Source organism: Nocardioides seonyuensis (genome assembly GCF_004683965.1).
GTDB lineage: Bacteria > Actinomycetota > Actinomycetes > Propionibacteriales > Nocardioidaceae > Nocardioides > Nocardioides seonyuensis.
This window is the reverse complement of record NZ_CP038436.1, coordinates 492,623-514,692: the sequence shown is the minus strand read 5'-3', so window position 1 is coordinate 514,692 and position 22,070 is coordinate 492,623. Positions and strand designations below refer to the sequence as shown.

At 71.0% G+C, this 22,070-nt stretch carries 22 protein-coding genes; 16 read left to right on the top strand and 6 right to left on the bottom strand.

The features are described from left to right. Positions 1-8: 8 nt before the first annotated feature. Positions 9-431 carry a hypothetical protein gene (locus EXE58_RS02565; protein WP_135266434.1) on the top strand — a complete coding sequence of 141 codons (423 nt, stop codon included), beginning with the start codon at positions 9-11 and terminating at the stop codon, positions 429-431. Beyond that, positions 431-1,219, top strand: a complete 789-nt coding sequence (locus tag EXE58_RS02560) for a M14 family zinc carboxypeptidase (RefSeq protein ID WP_135266433.1) — start codon at positions 431-433, stop codon at positions 1,217-1,219. Before EXE58_RS02565 ends, EXE58_RS02560 begins: the two co-directional genes overlap by 1 nt. A 59-nt stretch (positions 1,220-1,278) precedes the next feature. On the opposite strand, the gene EXE58_RS02555 is transcribed toward EXE58_RS02560, so the two are convergent. Beyond that, positions 1,279-2,100: an enoyl-CoA hydratase/isomerase family protein gene (locus tag EXE58_RS02555; protein WP_135266432.1), complete on the bottom strand. Its 822-nt coding sequence runs from the start codon at positions 2,098-2,100 to the stop codon at positions 1,279-1,281. 184 nt (positions 2,101-2,284) lie between these two features. On the opposite strand from EXE58_RS02555, the gene EXE58_RS19625 reads away from it, so the two are divergent. The 3 genes from EXE58_RS19625 to EXE58_RS02540 are packed head-to-tail and all read left to right on the top strand — an operon-like array spanning position 2,285 to position 4,322. Then, complete coding sequence (locus tag EXE58_RS19625) at positions 2,285-2,452, top strand: DUF3117 domain-containing protein (protein ID WP_208544103.1); 168 nt, start codon at positions 2,285-2,287, stop codon at positions 2,450-2,452. Then, positions 2,449-3,987, top strand: coding sequence for a leucyl aminopeptidase family protein (locus tag EXE58_RS02545; RefSeq protein ID WP_135266430.1), 1,539 nt, complete (start codon positions 2,449-2,451; stop codon positions 3,985-3,987). Before EXE58_RS19625 ends, EXE58_RS02545 begins: the two co-directional genes overlap by 4 nt. Beyond that, positions 3,984-4,322, top strand: a complete 339-nt coding sequence (locus tag EXE58_RS02540; protein ID WP_135266429.1) for a hypothetical protein — start codon at positions 3,984-3,986, stop codon at positions 4,320-4,322. Before EXE58_RS02545 ends, EXE58_RS02540 begins: the two co-directional genes overlap by 4 nt. A gap of 9 nt (positions 4,323-4,331) precedes the next feature. Here the strand turns inward: EXE58_RS02540 and EXE58_RS02535 are convergent, their stop codons facing one another. After that, on the bottom strand, positions 4,332-4,919 hold the full coding sequence (locus tag EXE58_RS02535) for an O-methyltransferase (RefSeq protein ID WP_425271676.1): 588 nt from the start codon (positions 4,917-4,919) through the stop codon (positions 4,332-4,334). Positions 4,920-5,194: 275 nt separating this feature from the next. On the opposite strand from EXE58_RS02535, the gene sigE reads away from it, so the two are divergent. From sigE to EXE58_RS02520, 3 genes are read left to right on the top strand one after another with little or no spacing between them, the layout of a single operon-like run. Then, positions 5,195-5,773 carry an RNA polymerase sigma factor SigE gene (gene sigE, locus EXE58_RS02530; protein ID WP_244242388.1) on the top strand — a complete coding sequence of 193 codons (579 nt, stop codon included), beginning with the start codon at positions 5,195-5,197 and terminating at the stop codon, positions 5,771-5,773. Continuing rightward, positions 5,773-6,243, top strand: coding sequence for an anti-sigma factor (locus tag EXE58_RS02525; RefSeq protein ID WP_135266426.1), 471 nt, complete (start codon positions 5,773-5,775; stop codon positions 6,241-6,243). The genes sigE and EXE58_RS02525 overlap by 1 nt, the downstream gene beginning before the upstream one ends. Next, on the top strand, positions 6,240-7,580 hold the full coding sequence (locus tag EXE58_RS02520; RefSeq protein WP_135266425.1) for a S1C family serine protease: 1,341 nt from the start codon (positions 6,240-6,242) through the stop codon (positions 7,578-7,580). The genes EXE58_RS02525 and EXE58_RS02520 overlap by 4 nt, the downstream gene beginning before the upstream one ends. Positions 7,581-7,589: 9 nt before the next feature. On the opposite strand, the gene EXE58_RS02515 is transcribed toward EXE58_RS02520, so the two are convergent. After that, positions 7,590-7,826, bottom strand: coding sequence for a helix-turn-helix domain-containing protein (locus EXE58_RS02515; protein ID WP_135266424.1), 237 nt, complete (start codon positions 7,824-7,826; stop codon positions 7,590-7,592). 101 nt (positions 7,827-7,927) lie between these two features. Here EXE58_RS02515 and EXE58_RS02510 point away from each other — a divergent pair, with 101 nt between their 5' ends. The 3 genes from EXE58_RS02510 (at position 7,928) to EXE58_RS02500 (ending at position 10,759) form a co-directional block, all read left to right on the top strand. Then, positions 7,928-8,578: a CpaB family protein gene (locus EXE58_RS02510; RefSeq protein ID WP_135266423.1), complete on the top strand. Its 651-nt coding sequence runs from the start codon at positions 7,928-7,930 to the stop codon at positions 8,576-8,578. A 1-nt stretch (position 8,579) separates the two neighbouring features. Next, complete coding sequence (locus EXE58_RS02505; RefSeq protein ID WP_135266422.1) at positions 8,580-9,824, top strand: CpaE/TadZ family protein; 1,245 nt, start codon at positions 8,580-8,582, stop codon at positions 9,822-9,824. Positions 9,825-9,910: 86 nt separating this feature from the next. Then, entirely contained in the window at positions 9,911-10,759 is an 849-nt protein-coding gene (locus EXE58_RS02500; RefSeq protein WP_135266421.1) for a calcium-binding protein, read from the top strand. 17 nt (positions 10,760-10,776) lie between these two features. On the opposite strand, the gene EXE58_RS02495 is transcribed toward EXE58_RS02500, so the two are convergent. Beyond that, a complete protein-coding gene (locus tag EXE58_RS02495; protein ID WP_135266420.1) occupies positions 10,777-12,111 on the bottom strand; it encodes a hypothetical protein in 1,335 nt (444 codons plus the stop codon). Continuing rightward, the gene (locus EXE58_RS02490) at positions 12,112-12,564 is read right to left on the bottom strand and encodes a hypothetical protein (RefSeq protein WP_135266419.1); all 453 of its coding nucleotides are present in this window, start codon (positions 12,562-12,564) and stop codon (positions 12,112-12,114) included. A gap of 143 nt (positions 12,565-12,707) precedes the next feature. Here EXE58_RS02490 and EXE58_RS02485 point away from each other — a divergent pair, with 143 nt between their 5' ends. From EXE58_RS02485 to EXE58_RS20250, 4 genes are all read left to right on the top strand, one after another. Continuing rightward, a complete protein-coding gene (locus tag EXE58_RS02485; protein ID WP_135266418.1) occupies positions 12,708-14,165 on the top strand; it encodes a WS/DGAT/MGAT family O-acyltransferase in 1,458 nt (485 codons plus the stop codon). Next, a complete protein-coding gene (locus tag EXE58_RS02480) occupies positions 14,162-14,689 on the top strand; it encodes a DUF6912 family protein (RefSeq protein WP_135266417.1) in 528 nt (175 codons plus the stop codon). Before EXE58_RS02485 ends, EXE58_RS02480 begins: the two co-directional genes overlap by 4 nt. Positions 14,690-14,742: 53 nt before the next feature. Further along, the gene (gene pruA, locus EXE58_RS02475) at positions 14,743-16,371 is read left to right on the top strand and encodes an L-glutamate gamma-semialdehyde dehydrogenase (RefSeq protein WP_135266416.1); all 1,629 of its coding nucleotides are present in this window, start codon (positions 14,743-14,745) and stop codon (positions 16,369-16,371) included. Positions 16,372-16,454: 83 nt separating this feature from the next. After that, complete coding sequence (locus tag EXE58_RS20250; protein WP_279638256.1) at positions 16,455-16,586, top strand: hypothetical protein; 132 nt, start codon at positions 16,455-16,457, stop codon at positions 16,584-16,586. Positions 16,587-16,592: 6 nt separating this feature from the next. Here EXE58_RS20250 and EXE58_RS02470 read toward each other — a convergent pair whose 3' ends face one another. Further along, the gene (locus EXE58_RS02470; RefSeq protein ID WP_167288634.1) at positions 16,593-17,060 is read right to left on the bottom strand and encodes a DUF2505 domain-containing protein; all 468 of its coding nucleotides are present in this window, start codon (positions 17,058-17,060) and stop codon (positions 16,593-16,595) included. 106 nt (positions 17,061-17,166) lie between these two features. Here EXE58_RS02470 and EXE58_RS02465 point away from each other — a divergent pair, with 106 nt between their 5' ends. Continuing rightward, positions 17,167-22,059 carry an NAD-glutamate dehydrogenase gene (locus tag EXE58_RS02465; RefSeq protein ID WP_135266414.1) on the top strand — a complete coding sequence of 1,631 codons (4,893 nt, stop codon included), beginning with the start codon at positions 17,167-17,169 and terminating at the stop codon, positions 22,057-22,059. Positions 22,060-22,070 lie beyond the last annotated feature (11 nt).

The window sequence follows — 22,070 nt, the reverse complement described above, 5'->3', positions numbered from 1 at the left end:
TGCCCCGCGTGTCGAGCACAACAGTCGTCTGGATCGGCGTGGCCCTGGCCGCGCTGATCATCGTCCTCACCAGGCTGCGGCTGCGTGGCGACGCCGTCGCCGGACGCTTCCCCGTGAGCCCTGCCCTCGCCCTGGCCCATTTCGTCTCCGGCATCCTCGCGCTCGCGCTGTGGGCGGTGTACGTGGTCTCGTCCGAGGACTCCTTCCTCGGCGGAGCCCTCATGGGCATCGTCGCCATCGCGGCGTGGTGGGTCACGACCCTCTGCGGCCTGCTCATCCTGATGCGATGGCTGCCGGCGCGCGGCCGTCACGTGACGCGGGCTGTCACCGACTCCTGGAGCGACGGGGCCGGTCTCTCGATCCTGGCCCACGGCGGGATGCTGGTTCTCGTGCTGGGCTTCACCTGGGCCTACCTCACCGCGGCGGTCTGATGCGTCAGTCCGCCTGGCTCCTCGTCCTCCTCGTCTGCTGCTCGATGGGCGCGGCCGCCCTGGTCGGGCCGGTCTCGGCGGCGCCGGGCGGTCCGGCCACCTCGGCGACGCGCACGTCGTACGCCACCGAGCGCCCGGCGGTCGTGGAGAAGCGCATCCTCGGCCGCTCGGTCAAGGGTCGCCCCATCCACGCCTGGCGGCTCGGGGAGCCCGGCAAGCGCCGGGTGGTCCTGATCTCGACGATGCACGGCAACGAGCCCGCCACCCGCCTCATCCTGCAGTCACTGCGCGACGGCAGGCCGATTCGAGGCATCGACCTGTGGGTCGTGCCGCGCTACAACCCCGACGGCCTGGTGCGGCGCACCCGCCGCAACGCCCATGGGGTCGACCTCAACCGCAACTACCCCCACGACTGGGCCGACCTCGACGGCAGCTACGAGTCCGGCCCGCGGCCGGCCAGCGAGCCCGAGACGCGCGCGATGATGAAATTCCTGCGCCAGGTCCGCCCCCGACGGGTCGTCAGCTTCCACCAGCCGCTGTTCGGCGTCGACACCGACACCAAGGACCCGCACTTCGCACGCCGCCTGGCACGCGGCCTGCGACTCCCGACCACCACGCTCGATTGCGGCGGTCTGTGCCACGGCACGATGACCAGCTGGTTCAACGCCAACTTCCGTGGTTCGGCCCTGACCGTGGAGTACGGCGCCCGGCCGTCGCGTCACCGCATGTCGGTCGCCGCGCCCCGCCAGCTGCTCCGGGTGCTGGGCGCGCGCGTCGTACGACGCTGACCCTGACGCTGCGCCGTCGTACACCACCCTGGATGGCGGCATGTTGTCTGCCGCCACCCTCAGCGGCCCTCGAAGACCGGCTTCTCCTTCGCCACGAACGCGTCGACTGCTGCGCGGTGGTCGGCGCTGCCACCGGTGAGCGCCATCATGTCGGCCTCGAAGGCCAGCGCGTCCTCCAGCGAGCTCGCGGCCGAGTTGGTGACGGCCCGCCGGATCGCGCCGAACGCCACGGTCGGGCCCGCCGCCAGCCGGGTGGCGAGCTCGCCGACCGTCGCCTCGAAGTCAGCGGCCGGCACCACCTGGGTGGCGAGCCCCAGCTCGAGCGCCTCGGCCGCGGAGATCGTGCGCGGGAAGTAGAGCAGCTCCATGGCCTTGGCGCGGCCGACCAGGCGCGGGAGCGACCAGCTGGCGCCGGTGTCGCAGGAGAGCGCGACCCCGGCGAACGCGGTGTTGAAGCCCGCGGAGTCGACCAGGACGCGGAAGTCGGCGGCGAAGGCCAGGCTGGCCCCGGCGCCGGCGGCCACGCCGTTGACCGCCGCGACCACCGGCTTGGGCATGGTCGCGAGCGCGTGCACGATCGGGTTGTAGTGCCGGCCGACGGTGTCGGAGAGCGGGATGCTGGTGTCGCCCTTCAGTCCCTGGAGGTGCTCCTTGAGGTCCTGGCCCACGCAGAAGGCGCGCCCACTGCCGGTGAGCACCACGCACCTGGCCGAGTCGTCCTCGCCGACCTGCTGCACGGCCGCGAGCAGGGCCTCCTTGGTGCGCAGGTCGAGCCCGTTCATCGCGTCGGGGCGGTTGAGGGTGATCGTGGCGATGCCGTCGAGGACGCGCACCAGCACCGGGGCGTCGTCGGCGGTGTCATGCGTGGCTGTCGAGGTCATGGGAGCAGTCTGCCCGACCATCTCCGCAGGGCGAACCAGACCTGTGGTGCGGGTCACTCCCGGGATGGGGGATAATAAGGTCAGTACGACGCCGATCGAGGCGGCAGTGTCCACCGGGCCGCCTCGTTTGCATGCGAGAAGCCCCGGCCAGTCCCGGCCAGCCAAGTCAGGAAGAGGTGCGCCGATGGCCGCCATGAAGCCCCGCACGGGCGACGGACCGCTCGAAGTCACCAAGGAGGGTCGCGGCATCGTGATGCGCGTTCCGCTCGAGGGTGGTGGGCGACTGGTCGTGGAGCTCAACGCCGAGGAGGCCTCGGGGCTGGCTGACGCCCTCACGGGCGTCGTCGGGTGACCGTGGTCGACCCCGACCTCCTGCCCGCCCAGGTCTCGCCACCTGAGTTCGCCCTCACCGCCTCGCTCCCGCACCAGGTGGGCGGTGCTGCGGTGTGGGCCTTCCCGGTCCTGCCCGGCGACGACGGGTCCGTGCTGCTGGGTCCCGGCGCCGACGAGGCCGCGCAGGCCCTCGGGGTCGATCTCCTCGCCACGCTGGACGCCACCCGCGCGACCGGTGCCACGGCCGAGGTGACCGCGGTCCCGGTGGTGTCCGACCGCGTGTCACTCGTCCTCCTCGTCGGCGTCGGCGAGCAGCGGCCGGTCGACTTCCGGCGCGCCGGAGCAGCAGTCGCGCGTGCGACCAAGGACCGCCCCAGCGTCGTCTCGAGCATCCCGGCGATCGCGCCGGAGGGCGGTCTCACGGCCTTCGTCGTGGGGACCATGCTCGGGTCGTTCTCGTTCCACTGGCGCTCGACCGGACCCGAGGAGCGCCCCGTCGGGCGCGTCGTCCTCGCGGCCCTGGGCGACGACGAGGGCGTCGTCGACGACGAGCTCCGCCGGGCCATCGCCCTCGGTGGTGCCGGGTGGAGGGCACGTACGCTCGCGACCGTTCCCGCCAACGTGAAGAACCCGCCGTGGCTGGCCCAGCAGGCCGTCGAGATGGGTGAGGCCGCCGGCCTCGAGGTCACCGTCTGGGACGAGGAGCGCCTTGCTGCCGAGGGCTTCGGCGGCATCCTCGCGGTGGGATCCGGCTCCGCGACGCCTCCGCGCCTGATCCGAATGGACTACACCCCTCGGGGAGCCGATCGGCGCACGCCCACGGTCGTGCTCGTCGGCAAGGGCATCACCTTCGACACCGGCGGCCTCGACATCAAGCCCAGCGAGGGCATGCTCACCATGAAGCGCGACATGAGTGGCGGCGCTGCCGTGATCGCCGCGATGACCGCCCTGCGCGACGTCGACTGCCCGGTCCGGGTGGTCGGCCTGGTGCCGGCAGCGGAGAACTCGATCAGCGGTTCGGCCATGCGCCCCGGTGACGTGATCCGCCACTGGGGCGGGCGCACCTCCGAGGTCAACAACACCGACGCCGAGGGCCGCCTCGTCATGGCCGACGCGATGGCCTACGGCGTGTCCGAGCTCGCTCCTGCCGTGCTCGTGGACGTCGCGACTCTGACCGGGGCGATGAAGGTCGCCCTGGGCCAGTGGACGGGCGGCTACTTCGCCAACCACGAGGGTGTCGCGCAGCGCCTCGCCGACGCCTCCGCCGACTCCGGTGAGCTGCTGTGGCGGATGCCGCTCAGCGCCGACTACGAGGAGAAGCTCTCCTCCAAGGTCGCCGACGCCGACAACGCCGCAGGCGGCCCGGGCGCCATCACGGCGGCGCTCTTCCTCCGTCCCTTCGCCGGTGACGTCCCGTGGGGACACGTCGACTTCGCCTCCGCCGCCGAGGCTCCCGTCGATCGTCATGAGTGGACAGCGGGCCCGACCGGGTTCGGCGCACGACTGCTGCTGAGCTGGCTCGGCTCCGAGGACCCCCTGGAGGGAATCGCATGAACGGCCTGACCGTCCGCTGGTCGCTGGCAGAGGCTCCCGAGGGCGTCGACGAGGCACTGGCCAGCTACGTGGCCGAGACCAGCCATGCCCGCTTCACCGGCATGACCGGGCTGCGCTTCAAGACCTGGCGCTCGGTGCCGGGCGAGTGGTTCGAGGGCTGCTACGTCTTCGCCTCCGACGAGGCGCGCGCCGAGTTCGAGGAGGCCTTCCGCGAGACCGCGGCCGAGTCACCGGGGTCGCAGATCATCGGGTCGTCCCCGATCCTCATCGAACCGTGCGAGATCGTCGCGGTGGCCGAGGGATGGGACGGCTTCGAGGCCACACCCCGAGCCTGAGGCCCGGCCTCAGCCTTCGGGAGCCCACTCCTTCTTCGCTGCCAGCAGGCCGTCGCCGACCGGCAGCAGCACCGGCACGAGCGACTCGTGCGAGGAGACCTCGCGCCCGAGCTCGCGGATCGCGACCGTCTGCTCGTCGCGCTGCGAGGGGTCGGCGACCCGGTCGTGCCACAGCGCGTTGTCGAAGGCCACCACGCCGCCGGGACGCAGCAGGCGCATGGCCTCCTTCAGGTAGGCGGAGTACTCGCGCTTGTCCCCGTCGCAGAAGACCAGGTCGTAGTGGCCGTCGGTGAGGCGCGGCAGGACGTCCAGCCCGGCGCCGGCGATCGTACGGGCACGGTTGGCGGAGATCCCGGCCTCGGTGAAGGTCTCCTTGGCGAGGCGCTGGTGCTCGGCTTCGATGTCGACGGTGGTCAGCACGCCGTCGGAGCGCATGCCGCGCAGCAGCCAGAGGCCGGAGACGCCGGTGCCGGTGCCGATCTCGACCACGGCACGCGCGTCGAGGACGGAGGCGAGGAAGCGGAGGGCAGCGCCCACCCCTGAGCCGATCGGGACGACACCGACCTCCTCGGCGCGAGCGCGCGCGGCCTCGAGGATCTCGTCCTCGGCGACGAACTGCTCAGCGTGGGCCCAGCTCGCGGGCTTGATCGGAGCGGTGTGCTGTGGAGCGGGAATGGTGGCCTCCTGGGTCGGGCTCCCGCTGCGCGGGGCGGTGCGACTCTATCGCGGGAACACCGGTGAACCTTCGCACGTTGGGCACTGCGTACGACGCTCTCATCCCGCTCACAGCCTCCTCTCAGGAGGCTTCCCTAGCCTCGGAGGTCCCCTTGGGTGTCAGGTTCGGCCCTCAGGCGTCGAGGCAGGAGAAGCATGTGAGTGAAGTCGAGTCCTCGGTGCTGCCGACGTGGGACGAGATCGTCGAACGACACTCGGACCGCGTGTTCAGGCTCGCCTACCGCCTGACCGGCAACCGTGCCGACGCCGAGGACCTCACCCAGGAGGTCTTCGTGCGGGTGTTCCGGTCGCTCCACACCTACACCCCCGGCACCTTCGAGGGGTGGCTGCACCGGATCACGACCAACCTGTTCCTCGACGGCGCTCGGCGCAAGCAGCGCATCCGCTTCGACGCCCTCTCGGACGAGCGTGCCGCCCGCCTGACGAGTGCGACGCCGCCGCCCGACGCGGCCTACGTCGACCAGCGCTTCGACGACGACATCGAGCGTGCACTCGCCACCCTGCCTCCCGACTTCCGCGCCGCGGTCGTGCTGTGCGACGTGGAGGGACTGACCTACGAGGAGATCGCAGAGATCCTCGACGCCAAGCTCGGCACCGTCCGCTCGCGGATCCACCGCGGCCGCACGATGCTGCGCAAGGCGCTGGCCCACCGCGAGCCGAGCGAGGGACGCGCCCGCTACTCGGGTCCGTCGTACTCCCGCCGGGCGGAGGCCTGATGTCCCACCTCGGGTCTCGCGTCAGCGCGCTCCTCGACGGTCATCTGACTCCCGCCGAGGAGGAGCGCTGCTGGAGCCACGTGCACAGCTGTCACGCCTGCCGCGACCTCGTCGAGCGCGAGGGTTGGGTGAAGACCCGTCTGGCGCAGCTCTCCCTGGGCTCCTCCTGCGCCCCCGATCGGCTCAAGGACTCGCTGCTGGGGCACCAGGGGGCTCTCGCGGCACAGCCGTTCGCCACCGCGTCGAACGCTGCGGCCGCCTACCCCGCACGGTCTCGCCACCGAGGTCTCGTGGCGATCGGTGGCGGCGCCGCCGGAGCGTGCGTCGTCGGTGTGCTGGCGCTGGGCCTTGCCGGCTCGCCGCGAGTCGATCCGCGCCCGCCCGTGACCGACATCCCCGGACCGTCCGCGGTCACCCCGACGCCCCTGACCGAGCGTTTCTTGCTCGCTCGGGAGAAGATGGCCCGGTGAGCGAGGACCAGCGCCAACAGGACGAGCACTCCGGCGAGCCGCACGACCAGCCGGCTGACCGACCCGGCGACGAGCCGACCCAGCCGCTGAGCGGCCTGCCGTCGGGCGGCGGCTACTACGCACGCCCCCCGACCCGTCCGATTCCGACGCCGCCCCACCAGCCGGCCTACCCCGCCCCGGTTCCCTACGCGGGCTACGGCAGCTACCGGCCGCTCGGCCCGAGCGCCGCCCCCGACCAGCGCGGACTGCCCGGCGCCACGTGGGTGGCCCTGGCCGGGATCGCCCTGCTCGTCGGGCTGGTCGGCGGGTTGGTCGGTGCCGGTCTCGTCGACCTGGCCGACGGAACCGGTCGGGTGTCGCGTGGCCTCGAGGGGATCAGCACCCAGGAGGCGGCGCCGCTCGAGGTCGACAACGGCTCGGTCCCCGCGGTCGCCCAGGCGCTGCTGCCCAGCACCGTGCAGATCATCGCCGAGTACGACGGCAAGGCCGGCGGTGCGACCGGCTCCGGCTTCGTGCTCGACCGCGAGGGACACGTGGTCACCAACAACCACGTCGTCGCCTCGGCTGCCGACGAGGAGGGTCCGATCCTCGTCATCGACCACGCCGGCGTGCGCCACGAGGCCTCCGTGGTCGGCCGGAGCCCCGTCTACGACCTCGCGGTGCTGCTGGTCGACGGCATCGGCGATGCCGAGCCTGCCGCGCTCGGAGGGTCCCGGTCGCTCCGCGTCGGGGAGTCCGTGGTCGCCTTCGGCGCGCCGCTCGGTCTGAGCCAGACCGTGACCTCCGGCATCGTGAGCGCCCTGGACCGTCCCGTGACGACCTCGGGAGAGGCCGGTGACGAGTCGTCCTTCATCAACGCCGTGCAGACCGATGCAGCGATCAACCCCGGCAACTCGGGCGGTCCGCTGGTCAACCTCAGCGGTGAGGTCGTCGGGGTGAACTCCGCGATCGCCACCACGGGTGGGTTCGCGGCGAAGTCCGGCAACATCGGTGTCGGCTTCGCGATCCCGATCGAGCAGGTGCGCACCACCGTCGACCAGATCCTGCGCACCGGCAAGGCGGAGTACCCCGTGATCGGCGCCAAGGTCCGTACGGGTGGCGAGGGGGTCGAGGTGGGTGCCGAGATCACCGAGGTCATGCCTGACACCCCTGCGGCGCGTGCGGGCCTGAAGAAGGACGACATCGTGACCGCGGTCGACGACCAGCCGGTCACCGACGGCATCGCCCTGATCGTCGCCATCCGGACCCACCTCCCGGGCGAGGAGGTCGAGTTCACCGTCAGGCGCGGCGACGACGAGGAGACGTTCACCCTCACCCTGGACGGCGAGGTGGGCTGAGGCCCCGTCTCAGCTCGGGTCGGCGTCGGCGTCGACGAAGGGGTGCTGGTCGACGAACTGGCGTGTCTCGGCATACATCCGCTGGATGAACTCCTCGAGCTGCGGGCGCTCGACCCTCCACTGGCCGCGACCGCCGATCTTGATCGCGGGCAGGTCGCCTCGTCGCACGAGCGCGTAGACCTGGGCGCTCGACGTGTTGAGCACCTCGGCGACGTCGCTGAGGGTGAGGAACCTGGGTTCGACCATGCGCCCCATCGTGCCATCGCGCGACGTCGTCGACGGCACCGACGTCGCAGCCTGTGGACAAGCAGGTGTGGCAGGACCGCTTCGCCGCCATGATTGCCCCCGTGTCTCGGAACTCGCTCTCCACCGACGTGCCCTCCGCCACCCGCTCGAGGTCACCGGGCTGGCGAGATCCGCGGCTCTGGGCGGGTGTCGCCCTGGTGGCGGGCTCGGTCGTCGCAGGGTCGGCAGTCGTCGGCTCGGCCGACGAGTCCACCGCCGTGTGGGCCGCGGCGCGCGACCTGAGCCCGGGAGAGGTGCTCCACGCCGACGACCTGCGCGCGACGAGGGTCCGCTTCGGCGAGGACGACGACTCCGAGCGCTACCTCCCCGTCTCCGAGACCCTTCCCGCCGAGCTGACCCTGCTTCGCGGCGTCGGCGCCGGCGAGCTCGTGGCCGGTGCGGCCCTCGGCGACGCCTCCTCCGACACCGTGGCGGTCCCGGTGGCCGTCGGCCCCGAGCACGTCCCGCCGGGCGTGGGGGCCGGGTCGCGTGTGGACATCTGGGTGGTGGGCGAGGGTGCGCGCGGCGAGCCACGGGCCAAGGCGGTGCTGCACGACGTGGCGGTCCTCGCGGCTCCCAGCGCCGCCGAGTCGTTCGCAGCCTCGACGAGCCGCCAGGTCGTGCTCAGCGTCCCCCAGGACGACGAGGGCTCCTTGGCCACACTGCTCGCCGCCAGCGGCGAGGGGCTCGTGCGTGTGGTCGGGCGGCGCTGAGGTGATCTGCACACTTCTGCTCGCCGCGGGCGAGGGGTGGGAGTCCACGGCGCTCGCGATCCTCGAGCGGGCCCCCCAGGTGGCGGTCCTCAAGCGCTGCGTCGACGTCGACGACCTGATGGCCGCGGCGACCAGCGGCCAGGCAGACGTCGCGGTCGTCGCGCTCGATGCCCCCGGCCTGGATCCTTCGGTGGTCACCCACCTGCGCCGCCACGCGCTGCGTCCGGTAGCCGTCACGAACGGTCCTCCCGAGGACCTCGACGTGCGTGAGCGGGCCTCCCGGCTCGGCATCAGCACGGTCGTCGGCGCGGCCGACATGGCCGAGCTCGCGGAGCTGATCTCCAGGGCGGAGGGAGTCGACGACACCCGGGCAGGGGGGACGTCCGAGGCCGACCACGTCGTCGCCTCCGCTGACGAGGCGCACCGCGTGATCACGGTCTGGGGCCCCACCGGCGCTCCGGGGCGCACCACGGTGGCGGTCAACGTGGCCGCCGAGCTGGCCCATCGCGGAGCGCCCGTGCTCCTGGTGGACGCCGATCCCTACGGTGGCAGCGTCGCCCAGCAGCTGGGTGTCCTCGACGAGGTGTCCGGCCTGCTGTCAGCCGCGCGGCTCGCCGGATCAGGCCAGCTCGCCCAGCGGTGGGGCACGGTGTGCCGGGGGATCGATGAGCACCTGGCCGTCGTGACGGGCCTGCCTCGAGCGGACCGCTGGCGGGAGGTGCGCGGCCCGCACGTCGAGCAGCTGCTGGAGTCCGGCCGTGCACGTGGCCACGTCGTCGTGGACACGGGCTTCTCCCTGGAGGACGACCCCGGGTCCGAGTTCGGTGGTCGGCCCGCCCGCAACGCGATGACCCACGCCGCCCTCGACCTCGCCGACGAGGTCGTCGTGGTCGGGTCAGCCGACCCGGTCGGCCTGTCCAGGCTCGCCCGCGGGCTGGTGGACCTGCGGGAGCGCTCGCTGGCCGCTCCCACGAGGGTGGTCGTCAACCGGATGCGACCGAGCATCGGCTGGTCCGAGCGGGAGATCGCCGGGATGGTCGAGGGCTTCGCCCGGATCTCGGGGCTTCACTTCCTGGCCGAGGACCGGGCGGCGCTGGACCGCGCGCTGGTGACCGGTCGTGCGCTGGTCGACGGGGGTCGTAGCCCGGTTGCCGAGGCGATCGCAGGGCTGGTCGATGCCGTGTTCCCGGGGACGGTCCTCTCCCCACCGAAGCGGGCACCTGGACGATTCCTACGGTCCCGCTGAAGGTTCTTGTGCCAATCTTCTGAAAATTCAACGTTCTATCAGATCCCCTTTAGAATTGGTCAAGCACCCCTTCATAGGAGATCTCGTTGAGAAACCGTCGTACCCCCCTGACGCTGCTGACCGTCCTGCTGTTCGTCCTCGCCTCCACGGGCGTGGCCTCCGCCGCCAACATGAAGCGCGGCACCACCCAGGACGACGTGCTGCGCGGCAACAGCAAGGCCAACCGCATCCTGGCCATCGGCGGCAACGACGTCGTGAAGGGTCGCGGCGGGAATGACTACATCCTCGCGGGCCTCGGGGACGACCAGGCCTACGGTGACTCCGGCGACGACCGGATCGCCATGGCGTCTGGCCTCGACTGGGTCTCGGGCGGCAGTGGCAACGACACCATCGACGGCGGCCGCGACAACGACGTCCTCTACGGCGGCACCGACAACGACCACATCACCGGCGCCGACGGCGACGACCTCATCTACGGCGAGGACGGCAACGACTTCACCCTCAACGGCGGCGAGGGCAACGACCGGCTCTACGGCGGCGAGGGCACCGACAAGCTGCTCGGCCACGACGGTGACGACATCCTCGACGGTGGCAACGGCAGCGACTTTGCTCTCTCGGGCGGTCCGAGCAACGACCTCCTGATCGACGGTGCTGGCGACGAGCTCAAGATCAAGGGCGACGAGGGGGACGACACCGTCTTCCTCGGTCCCGGCCGCGACCGGGTCTTCACCGAGCAGGGCAACGACACCATCTACGTCTTCCCCGACGGCGAGCTCGACAAGATCCACTGCGACGACCCGACCCTGGGTGACGAGGGAACCGCTGACCGGGTGGTCTTCGTGGGCTACCGCGACGCCCACGACGTCGTGGACTACCGCGGGTCGTGCGAGATCGTCGAGATCAGCCCGGTCGCGCCGGCCGGCTGGCCCTACTGAGGCCCTGACCGCCTCGGTCAGGCGGCGAAGAGCAGGTAGAGCCCCCCGACGGTGAACCCCACCATCGCGAACAGCAGCGGGAGCTGCCCGGTGAGCTGGTGTCGCTGGGGGAGGAGCCTGACCGCGCGGTCATGGGCCGCAACGACGCCCAGCACGTGGCCGGTGACCACGGCGAGCACCTTGGTGACCGCCAGGAACGTCGGGTGCAGGGCGAGCCAGTAGCTCACCTGCATGTCGGCCGTGCCGAGGTAGTCGGCGCCCTCCTGCAGCGGGTCGCTCAGCTGGATCAGCGTCAGCTGACCCTGCTGGACGAAGTAGGTCAGGTAGTGGGCGACCATGTAGCCCACGATGATCGGCACCACCGAGTGTGCGAAGAGGTCGGGCAGCAGTCGCCGCTCGACCTCGGCCGAGACGCCGGTGGCCATCGTCGCAGCAGCGAGGACCACCGCGACGCCGCCGGTGAAGACCAGGAGCGCGAGGGTGTCCGGGAGGACCCGCCCGATGTCAGTGGACTGCACGAGCTGCAGCCACCAGGTCGACTCGCGGAACGAGTCGAAGGCGGTGCTGCCGAACAGGACACCGACCACGGCCACGAGCCCGGGGCGTACGGCGACCGTGTCGAGGTTGGCGAGCGGCGAGCGGATGACCAGCGTGTCGCCGCGGTGGCCCCACACCGAGAGCTTGCCGACGAGCGTGGAGTAGACCTCGAACGGGTCTGCATGGGCCAGGAAGGTGCCTCCGAACAGCGCGGAGCCGATGAGCATGATGCCGAGGTAGGCCGCGCACCACAGGCGCACCGGTCCGAGCTCGGTGGCGTGCGGATAGACCAGCTCGAACCAGACGAAGGCCAGCAGGGCGAGCGCCGCAGGCCAGTAGCCGAGGCGCTCGGGGTAGCGGAAGAGGCCCTGCTCGCCCTCGACACCCGACACCCGCGCGAAGAGCTTGCTGAGGGTCCTGGCCGGGCTCACGGCCTTGAAGAACGGTCCGAACAGGAGCGATGCGGGCACGATGCCGACCCACAGCAGCACGTAGAAGCTGCCGAAGAACGGGTTGATCAAGGTGTCCTGCCCGAACACCGCGGCCATGCCGACGTAGAGGAAGAACGCCATGCCGAGCGCTCGCAGCACGGCCTCGAAGGCGCGGCTCGACACCAGGGTGTCGAGCCATGCCGGCGCGGGACGACCGCTGGTCGCGGCGTCGTAGCGCGGGTTGCGCCAGGCCATGGCCAGCACGGTGAACGACACGACGAGGGCCGCGACGGCTCCCGCAATGGCCAGCTCCGAGGGGATCGGGAGGTCCTTGGCCCCTCCGAAGCCGTGCGCGAGGGCGGTGTCGGCGGGGGAGCGCCGCACTCAGCTCACCTGGAGCTGGAGGACGACCACGTCAGGCTCGTGCGACTCGACCTCGACGACCCCGGGCTGCTTGAAGGTGAGCTGGTGGGCGGAGATGCCCTTCTTGTAGGAGATCTCCTGCTCGGGCGTCGAGTGGACGTGGAGCTCACCGGCCTCGTCGGCCTCGATGGCGAGGGTGATCTCCTCGCCCAGCGGAACCTTGACGCGCTCACCGTTGGGGGTGATCTTGCCGCCCTGGCGGGTGATGGTGATGACGTTGCTGGGCAGCTCCTCCTCCGGCTCGGCGCTCTCCGTCTCGGTCGGCGTCTCGGACGGCTCGGGGGTGCTGGTCCGCTCGGTCGCCTCGCCGCTCGGCGTGTTGGGGTCGCTGCCGTCGTCGGTGCCGCACCCGGTCAGGGCCAGGGCGAGCACGAGGCCGAGCGGTGCGGTGCGGGCGAGCAGGCGACGGTGCATCAGGGTTCTCTCCTCGTTGTCCGGTGGGCACCCGGCCGTGCCGGCTGGGTACCTCTGCCAGAATCCCATGTTGAACAACCGTCTCGGCACCCGGGCCAGTCCTCGGGCACGGGCCTCACGCACACCGACGAAGGGCACACCACATGAGCGAGCGGCTGCGGCCGCGGGACCTGGCCATCCTCGCCACCGAGTCCCCCACGACGCCCATGCACAACGCCACCGTCGAGATCTTCGACCCCGGCGCCTCGGGGTTCGACTACGAGCGCCTCGTCGAGCTGATCGACGACCGGATCGCGTTCGTCCCCCGCTACCGCCAGAAGCTCCAGTGGGTGCCGGGCAAGCTCGCCAACCCCTCCTGGGTGGACGACCCGTCCTTCGACCTCGGCTACCACGTGCGTCGTTCGGCGCTACCGCGACCGGGCAGCATGGACCAGCTGCGCGACCTGGTCGCCCGCATCGCCTCACGGCCGCTCGACCGCAGCCGCCCGCTGTGGGAGTGCTACTTCGTCGAAGGTCTGGCCGAGGGCCGGGTGGCGCTGCTCACCAAGAGCCACCAGATCCTGGTCGACGGCCGCGAGACCGTGGACATCGGGCAGGTCCTGCTCGACACCACGCCCGACCGCGAGCTGCTCGGCCACGACGAGTGGCGGCCGACTCCGAGCCCGGGCCCGCTGGCCGTGGCCGCGCGTGCCCTGACCGAGACGCTCGCCAACCCGGCGACCCTCATCACGACGGCCCAGGCGACCGCCCAGTCCCTGGCGCGGCAGGCCGAGTCCGCCAGCGACCGGGTGTCCGAGGTTGCGGGCGCCCTCGCCGGTCGCGGGCCCGTCCACTCCACGCCGGTGCACCGGCGCCTCTCCCAGCAGCGCCGCTTCGTCGCCGTGCGCACCGACCTCGCCGACTACAACAAGATCCGCCAGGTCCACGGAGGCACCGTCAACGACGTCATCCTGGCCACCCTCACCGGAGCGCTGCGCGGCTGGCTGATGACGCGTTCGGAGTCCATGGCCGGGCTGCGCACCGTCAAGGCGATCGTGCCGATGTCGGTGATCGACGACGAGCTGGAGGCCACCTCCCTGGGCACCCAGATCACCGGCCACATGGTCCACCTGCCGATCCTCGAGCCGAGCCCGGTCGTGCGCCTCCACCAGGTCAGCTACGACCTCAAGGCTCACCGAGAGACCGGCCGCGCCGTCTCGGCTCGGCGCCTCTCGGGGATCGCCGGGTTCGCCCCGACGACCTTCCACGCCCTGGGCTCGCGGCTCGCCGTCGCGGAGCTGCGGCGCGGCTTCCACGTCTCGGTCACCAACGTGCCCGGCCCGCAGTTCCCGCTCTACGCCGGCTCGGCCCAGATGCTCGAGTCCTACCCCGTCCACCCGCTGCTGCCCGACCACCCGCTGGCCTTCGGGGTGACGTCCTACGACGGCGGCGTCTTCTGGGGCATCACGGCCGACCGCGACGCCGTACCCGACGCCGACGTGCTCGCGCAGACACTGCTCGAGGCCCTCGACGAGCTCAAGGACTCCGCCAGCGAGAGCCGTCCGCGCGCGCCGCGGGGTCGCAAGAAGGCGACCGCACCGAAGGACGTGAAGAAGCCGTGAGCATCCGCGTCTACAAGCCGGGCTCATGGATGAATCTCCGCGAGGTCGTCAGCGTCCAGCAGCAGGCAGGCGACGTGCTGGCTCCCGACTGGAACACCGACCGGCACCTCGTCTACACCGTCACCGAGGCACTGCGGTCGGCGCTTCCGGACCTCGACGACGAAGGCCTCGAGCACTACGCCATGACGGAGGCCGCACAGGCCTCGTTGCGGCTCTTCTACGACGAGGGCGAGCCCATGCGCAGGATCGTGATGGCGGTGGACGTCGACTCGGTGGAGCCGGTGCAGGACGGACTCTGCGAGGTCCACGCCGAGTTCTCCGTGCCCAACGACGTGGTGGCATGGCTGGTCGACACCGATGGCGCCGCGCCGGCAGTGAGCGACGTCGCCGGGTCACTCCCGCTGACCGGCACCGAGTCGACCGAGGACGTGGCCCGGATCGAGCGGGCCGTCGCGGCGTGTCTCGAGCACGACCTGGCCTACTACGCAGCCTCGGAGACCGACCTGGTGATGGAGCTGTCCTGAACGCTCCACCTGCCGCCTTTGAGAGCCAGATCACTCTCTGACACGATCGGCCCATGGACGCGATCACCTTCCCCCCGGCTCCCACCAACGAGCCCAACCTGACCTATGCGCCGGGCACCCCCGAGCGCGAGGCACTCGTGAGCGAGATCAACCGGCTCGAGCGCAAGCAGCACACCCTGCGCGCCCACATCAACGGTCGCAGGCGCAACGGCGGTGGCGCCGAGATGAAGGTCGTCCAGCCCCACGACCACCAGCACGTGCTCGGCACCTTCAAGAACTCCACGACCAAGGACGCCGAGGCGGCCATCAAGGCCGCCAAGGACGCTGCGCTCCCGTGGCAGCGGATGCCCTTCGACGAGAAGTGCGCGATCCTGCTCAAGGCCGCCGACCTGCTCGCCGGACCGTGGCGCCAGCGCCTCAACGCCGCCACCGTGCTCGGCCAGTCCAAGACCGCGTTCCAGGCCGAGATCGACGCGGCGTGCGAGCTCATCGACTTCTGGCGCTTCAACGTCCACTACGCCAAGCAGATCCACACCGAGCAGCCGATCGCCAACAGCCCGGGCATCTGGAACCGCACCGACCACCGCCCGCTCGAGGGGTTCGTCTACGCGATCACGCCGTTCAACTTCACCGCGATCGCCGGCAACCTGCCCACGGCGCCGGCGCTGATGGGCAACACCGTCATCTGGAAGCCCTCGCCCACCCAGCAGCTCGCCGCCTCGATGACGATGGAGCTGCTCGAGGAAGCCGGCATGCCCCCCGGCGTCATCAACATGCTCCCCGGCGACGGCCTCGACGTCTCCAGGGTGGCACTGGCCCACCCCGACCTCGCCGGGATCCACTTCACCGGCTCCACGCCGACCTTCCAGCACCTCTGGCGCACGGTCGGCGAGAACATCTCGACCTACCGCGCCTACCCGCGGATCGTGGGGGAGACCGGGGGCAAGGACTTCATCGTCGCTCACCCCTCCGCCGACCCCGACGTGCTGCGGGTGGCGATGATCCGCGGCGCGTTCGAGTTCCAGGGCCAGAAGTGCAGCGCAGCCTCCCGCGCCTACGTCGCCCGTTCCGTGTGGAACAAGATCAAGGACCAGCTGATCGCCGACACCGAGGCGCTCTCGATGGGCGACCCGACCGACCTGTCCCACTTCATGGGTGCGGTCATCGACGACCGCGCCTTCGCCAAGCACAAGAAGGCGATCGCTCGTGTGCGAGCCAACCGCCACCTCACCCTGCTCGCCGGGGGCCAGACCGACGACTCGGTCGGGTGGTTCGTGCGGCCCACGATCATCGAGTCCACCGACCCCACCGACCAGATGTTCTCCGACGAGTACTTCGGCCCCATCCTGGCGGTCCACGTCTACGACGACGACAGGTTCGAGAAGGTCGTCGCCCAGATGGAGTCGTTCGCGCCCTACGCCCTGACCGGCGCCATCATCGCCCAGGACCGCGAGGCGATCGCATGGGCGCGGCGCGAGCTGCGCTTCGCCGCGGGCAACTTCTACGTCAACGACAAGCCCACCGGCGCCGTCGTCGGCCAGCAACCCTTCGGCGGCGGTCGCGCCTCCGGCACCAACGACAAGGCCGGGGCCGCCTCCAACCTCCTGCGCTGGACCTCCCCACGTTCGATCAAGGAGACGTTCGTGCCGCCCACCGACCACCGCTACCCGCACATGGGCTGAGGCCCGGCCGGGACGTCATACGTCGGTGCACCCACCGGTCGACCGGCGTATGACGTCCTGCGTGGCGGTGGGAGGATGGCGGCATGATCCCGCTCCACATGGGAGCCCTGCACCCCGTCGAGCAGGCGCTGACCCTGTTCCTGGCGTTCGGGCCGTTCGTCCTGCTGGCCCTGGTCGTGTGGTGGCGTCGGTCCCATGACGACGCCGGGTCCTGACCCGTCCTAGGACAGCCAGGCCCTTCCGGTGGCCTGCTCCTTGTCGAGCGCCTTCTCCAGCATCCCGGCGATCAGGGCCTCGAGCTTGCCGCCGACGAGCGGGATCCGGACGGACACCTCGAGGTCGATGCGCTCGATGGTCGCACCGTCACGCTCGAGGAGCGTGGCCGTGCCGGTGATCTCACCGGGCTTGCCCGGGATGGTGACCTCGACGTCGGCGTGGTCGTCGGTGGTCCACGTCTCACGCTGGACGATCGAGATCTCGTCGCCCACGATCTTTGTCGCGACCGACGGCAGACCGTCGGCCGACTGGACCTGCTCGACGGTCACCACCCCGCCGTCGACACGGGCCGAGCCGCGCAGGACCCTCTGGTCCGCGAGCACTCGCTCGCGGAACGCCGGGTCGAACAGCATCGCCCTGACCTCGTCCGGCGAGGCGTCGTACACCAGCTCCTTGACCACACGCTTGCTCATGCCGGTCATCATGTCGGAGGGGCCTCCCGGCCGCCATGACCAGAGGTGACCGGCGAGTAGCCACCCGTGTTGGCTTCGTCACACGAGGGGTCCTAGGGTCGGGATCGTGGCAACGACGCTCGAGGACGACAAGGCTGAACACCTGGCCCAGACGATCCAGCTGGCCCACGAGCGAGGCGAGGGCGACGGTCCGCCACTCGAGACCGTCGAGTCGCTCCTCGGCGCCTACTTCCGCCACGTCGCCGCCGACGACGTCACCCTCCAGGCGCCAGAGGACCTCCTCGGCGCCCTGCAGTCCCACTACGCGCTGGCCGTCTCCCGTCCGCAGGGCACCGCGGCGGTGCGCGTGTCGACGCCCACCACCGGGACCGCCGGCTGGTCGGTCGGGGGCCGCTCCGTGGTGGAGGTCGTGACCGACGACATGCCGTTCCTCGTCGACTCGGTGACGATGGAGCTGCGCCGGCTGGGCCACACCGTGCACCACGTCGTCCACCCCCAGCTGCGGGTGGAGCGCGACGTGACCGGGGCGCTCAAGCACGTCACCGCCCTCGACGAGGGGGATCACGGTCGCGGCTCGAGCAGCGAAGGCCTCCAGACCCTGGCCGAGTCGTGGATGCACGTCGAGGTCGACCGGGTCGACGAGGACGAGGTCGCCGACGTCACCGACGCGATCCAGCGCATCCTGCGCGACGTGCGCGAGTCCGTCGAGGACTGGGAGAAGATGCACGCCCAGGTGCTCAGGGTCGTGGAGCAGATCACCGACGACCCGCCGCCGCTCGACGACGAGGAGCTCCGCCAGGGGCGCGAGTTCCTCGAGTGGCTGGCGGATGACCACTTCACCTTCCTCGGCTACCGGGAGTACCAGCTCGAGAGCGCCTCCGACGACCCCGACGACTGCGGCCTGCGCGCCGTTCCCGGTACCGGTCTCGGAATCCTGCGCTTCGACCAGGACCTGTCCGCCTCGTTCGGCAAGCTGCCACCTGTGGTGCGCCAGAAGGCGCGCGAGAAGACCCTGCTGGTCCTCGCCAAGGCCAACTCGCGGGCGACGGTCCACCGCCCGGCCTACCTCGACTACGTCGGGGTCAAGGTGTTCGAGGGCGGCGAGGTCGTGGGGGAGCGGCGCTTCCTCGGTCTCTTCTCCAGCGGTGCCTACACCGAGTCGATCAACCGGGTGCCGCTGCTGCGCGAGAAGGCCGCCGACGTGATGCGCCGCGCGGGCTTCGACCGGCGCAGCCACGCCGGCAAGGCGCTGATGGACACCCTGGAGAACTACCCGCGCGACGAGCTGTTCCACACCCCCACCGACGAGCTCGCCCCGGTGGTCCAGGGGGTGATGCACGCACGCGAGCGCCGCCAGCTGCGGATCTTCACGCGCCGCGACACCTACGGCCGCTACGTCTCGGTGCTCGTCTACCTGCCCAACGACCGATACTCCACCACCGTGCGCGAGCGGTTCACCGCGATCCTCAAGGAGCGCCTCCAGGGCGAGAGCATCGAGTACACCGCGCGCGTCAACGAGTCCTCGACAGCCAGCGTCCACTTCGTGGTGCACCCGCCCAAGGGCGAGCACGTCCCCGACGTCGACGTCGCGGCGCTCGAGCGCGCCTTCGCCGACGCCTCGCGCTCGTGGCGCGACGACCTGGTCAGCGCCGTCGTGGCGGACTACGGCGAGGAGGACGGGTCCCGGCTCGCGCGCGCCTGGGCCAACGCCTTCCCCGAGGCCTACAAGGAGGACTACGACGCCGCGAGGGCGTCCGCCGACCTCGGGCGGATCGAGGCGATCGAGGGCGCGGAGGGCATCGACCTGGCGCTCTTCGACCAGGACGAGCCCGGCCGTGGCGAGTCGCGCCTGAAGGTCTTCCGTGTCGGGTCGCCGCTCTCGTTGAGCGCGGTGCTGCCGATGCTCACCTCGATGGGCGTCGAGGTCATCGACGAGAGGCCCTACGAGCTCGAGGGGCTGTCCCGCGAGTCCTACATCTACGAGTTCGGCCTCCACCACACCGGTGACCTGGCCCAGGAGTCGAAGACCCTCTTCGCCGAGGCGCTGCGCGCGGTGTGGGACGGCTACAACGAGAGCGACGGCTTCAACCGGCTCGTCCTCGCCGCCGGGCTCAGCTGGCGTCAGGCCACGGTGCTGCGCGCCTACGCCAAGTACATGCGCCAGGGCAACTCACCCTTCGCGCTCGACTACATCCAGGGCGCCCTCCTCGAGAACGTCGAGCTGACCCGCCTCCTCGTCGGCCTCTTCGAGGCGTGCTTCGACCCCGGCCGCGACAACCTCCCCGCCGACGCGGAGGCACGGGTGGCGAGGATCGAGGCGATCGAGGAGAAGCTCACGAAGGCTCTCGACGACGTCGTCAGCCTCGACCACGACCGCATCCTGCGGTCCTACCTCACGCTCATCAATGCGACGCTGCGCACCAACTTCTTCCAGCGCGACCGCCAAGGCGAGCTCCACCCCTACATCTCGTTCAAGCTGGAGCCCTCGGCGATCCCGGACCTGCCCCAGCCGCGGCCGCGCTACGAGATCTTCGTCTACAGCCCCCGCGTCGAGGGGTCGCACCTGCGGTTCGGCGCGGTGGCCCGTGGTGGGCTGCGCTGGTCGGACCGTCGCGACGACTTCCGCACCGAGGTGCTGGGCCTGGTCAAGGCCCAGATGGTCAAGAACACCGTCATCGTGCCCGTCGGCGCGAAGGGCGCCTTCTTCGCCAAGCAGCTGCCCGACGCCAGCGACCGCGACGCGTGGCTCGCCGAGGGCATCGAGTGCTACAAGACGTTCATCTCGGGGCTGCTCGACGTCACCGACAACCTCGTCGAGGGTGAGACCGTGCCGCCCGAGGGTGTCGTACGCCACGACGGGGACGACAGCTATCTCGTCGTCGCCGCCGACAAGGGCACGGCCGCCTTCTCCGACATCGCCAACGGCGTTGCCAAGGACTACGGGTTCTGGCTGGGCGACGCGTTCGCCTCGGGCGGATCGGTCGGCTACGACCACAAGGGGATGGGCATCACCGCGCGAGGCGCGTGGGTCTCGGTGCAGCGCCACTTCCGCGAGATGGGCATCGACTGCCAGTCCGAGGAGTTCACCGCGGTCGGCATCGGCGACATGTCCGGTGACGTGTTCGGCAACGGCATGCTCTGCTCGGAGCACACCCGCCTGGTCGCGGCGTTCGACCACCGCGACATCTTCCTCGACCCCGACCCCGACGCCGCCACGTCCTACGCCGAGCGCAAGCGGCTCTTCGAGAAGCCGCGCTCTAGCTGGCAGGACTACGACACCTCGCTGATCTCCGAGGGTGGCGGCGTGTGGCCGCGGTCGGCGAAGTCGATCCCGGTCTCCGCCCAGGTGCGCAAGGTGCTCGGGCTCGGCGACGACGTCACCAAGCTGACGCCGGCCGAGCTGATGCGGGCCATCCTGCTCGCCCCCGTCGACCTGCTGTGGAACGGCGGCATCGGCACCTACGTGAAGTCCGCGGACGAGTCCCACGCAGACGCCGGCGACAAGGCCAACGACGCCATCCGGGTCGACGGCGAGGACCTCCGGGTCCGCTGCGTCGGAGAGGGCGGCAACCTCGGCTTCACCCAGCTCGGCCGCGTCGCCTACGCCCGCCAGGGGCGCGGCGGCGAGGGAGGGCGCATCAACACCGACTTCATCGACAACTCGGCCGGCGTCGACACCTCCGACCACGAGGTCAACATCAAGATCCTGCTCGACCGCGTCGTCGCCGCCGGCGACATGACGGGGGAGGAGCGCAACTCGCTGCTGGCCGAGATGACCGACGAGGTCGGCTCGCTCGTCCTGCGCGACAACTACGAGCAGAACCTCGCGCTGGCCAACGCGCTCGCCCACGCCCCCCAGCTGCTCCACGTCCACGAGGACTGGATGCGCGAGCTGGAGCGGCGTGGGGTCCTCAACCGAGAGCTCGAGGCACTGCCCACCTCCCGCGAGGTACGACGACGCCTCGACAACGGCCAGGGGCTCTCCGCACCGGAGCTCTCGGTGCTCCTCGCGTGGACCAAGATCGTGCTGGCCGACGAGCTGGTCACCTCCGACCTCCCCGACGACCCCTACCTGCGTGAGGACCTGCTGGCCTACTTCCCCTCGCGGATGAAGCCCGACCTCGAGGACGCCATGGCCGACCACCCGCTGCGTCGCGAGATCATCGTGACCCAGGTGGTCAACGACCTGGTCAACGGCGCCGGGATGACCTTCTGGACCCGACTGGCGGGCGAGACCGGCGCCACTGCCGCCGACCTGACGCGAGCCAACTTCGTGGCCCGGGAGATCTTCGGCTCCCTCCAGCTCCGTGAGCAGATCAAGGCGCTCGACAACCAGGTCCCGGCCGAGCGGCAGACACGGATGCGCATCGAGATGCGCACCCTGGTCGAGCGGGCCTCGCGCTGGCTGGTCACCAACCGGCGCCCACCCCTGAACTCCCAGGCCACGGTCGACTTCTTCCGCGAGCGCGTGCAGGACGTCATGGCCGCGCTGCCCGAGATCGCCACCGGCAAGGAGCACGAGGACTACCTGGCGCGGGCCAAGCGGCTCACCGACCAGGACGTCCCGGAGGACCTCGCCACGCGCGTCGCCGTACTGGCTCCTGCCTATGCCGCGCTCGGCATCGTGGAGACGGCCGACCGGCTCGGCCTCGACCCGATCGAGGTGGCGAGGGTGCACTTCACCCTCGGCGAGCGGCTCGGTCTTCCGGTCGTGGTCGACCGCATCTTCGCCCTGCCGCGCGATGACAGGTGGCACACGATGGCGCGCGCCGCGCTGCGCGACGACCTCTACGGCGTCCACCAGCAGCTCACCGCGGCAGTGCTCGAGTCCACCCCCGCCGATGCCGACGCCGCCGAGCGGGTGGCCGCCTGGGAGGAGTCCGACAGGGAGCTGGTGGGGCGCGCTGCGGACACGCTCCACGACATCTGCCGCGAGGACGCCGCCGACCTGGCGCGGTTGTCGGTGGGGTTGCGGGTGGTGCGCTCGCTGCTGGGCTGAGCCGCCCTCCT

Excerpts from the sequence above, each read along its gene's own strand:
- EXE58_RS02540 (WP_135266429.1), top strand. The coding sequence starts at position 3,984 with ATGAACGGCCTGACCGTCCGCTGGTCGCTGGCAGAGGCTCCCGAGGGC.
- EXE58_RS02515 (WP_135266424.1), bottom strand. The coding sequence starts at position 7,826 with ATGGTCGAACCCAGGTTCCTCACCCTCAGCGACGTCGCCGAGGTGCTC.
- EXE58_RS02485 (WP_135266418.1), top strand. The coding sequence starts at position 12,708 with ATGAGCGAGCGGCTGCGGCCGCGGGACCTGGCCATCCTCGCCACCGAG.
- EXE58_RS02555 (WP_135266432.1), bottom strand. The coding sequence starts at position 2,100 with ATGACCTCGACAGCCACGCATGACACCGCCGACGACGCCCCGGTGCTG.
- EXE58_RS02525 (WP_135266426.1), top strand. The coding sequence starts at position 5,773 with ATGTCCCACCTCGGGTCTCGCGTCAGCGCGCTCCTCGACGGTCATCTG.
- EXE58_RS02470 (WP_167288634.1), bottom strand. The coding sequence starts at position 17,060 with ATGAGCAAGCGTGTGGTCAAGGAGCTGGTGTACGACGCCTCGCCGGAC.
- EXE58_RS19625 (WP_208544103.1), top strand. The coding sequence starts at position 2,285 with ATGGCCGCCATGAAGCCCCGCACGGGCGACGGACCGCTCGAAGTCACC.
- pruA (WP_135266416.1), top strand. The coding sequence starts at position 14,743 with ATGGACGCGATCACCTTCCCCCCGGCTCCCACCAACGAGCCCAACCTG.
- EXE58_RS02490 (WP_135266419.1), bottom strand. The coding sequence starts at position 12,564 with ATGCACCGTCGCCTGCTCGCCCGCACCGCACCGCTCGGCCTCGTGCTC.
- EXE58_RS02560 (WP_135266433.1), top strand. The coding sequence starts at position 431 with ATGCGTCAGTCCGCCTGGCTCCTCGTCCTCCTCGTCTGCTGCTCGATG.
- EXE58_RS20250 (WP_279638256.1), top strand. The coding sequence starts at position 16,455 with ATGATCCCGCTCCACATGGGAGCCCTGCACCCCGTCGAGCAGGCGCTG.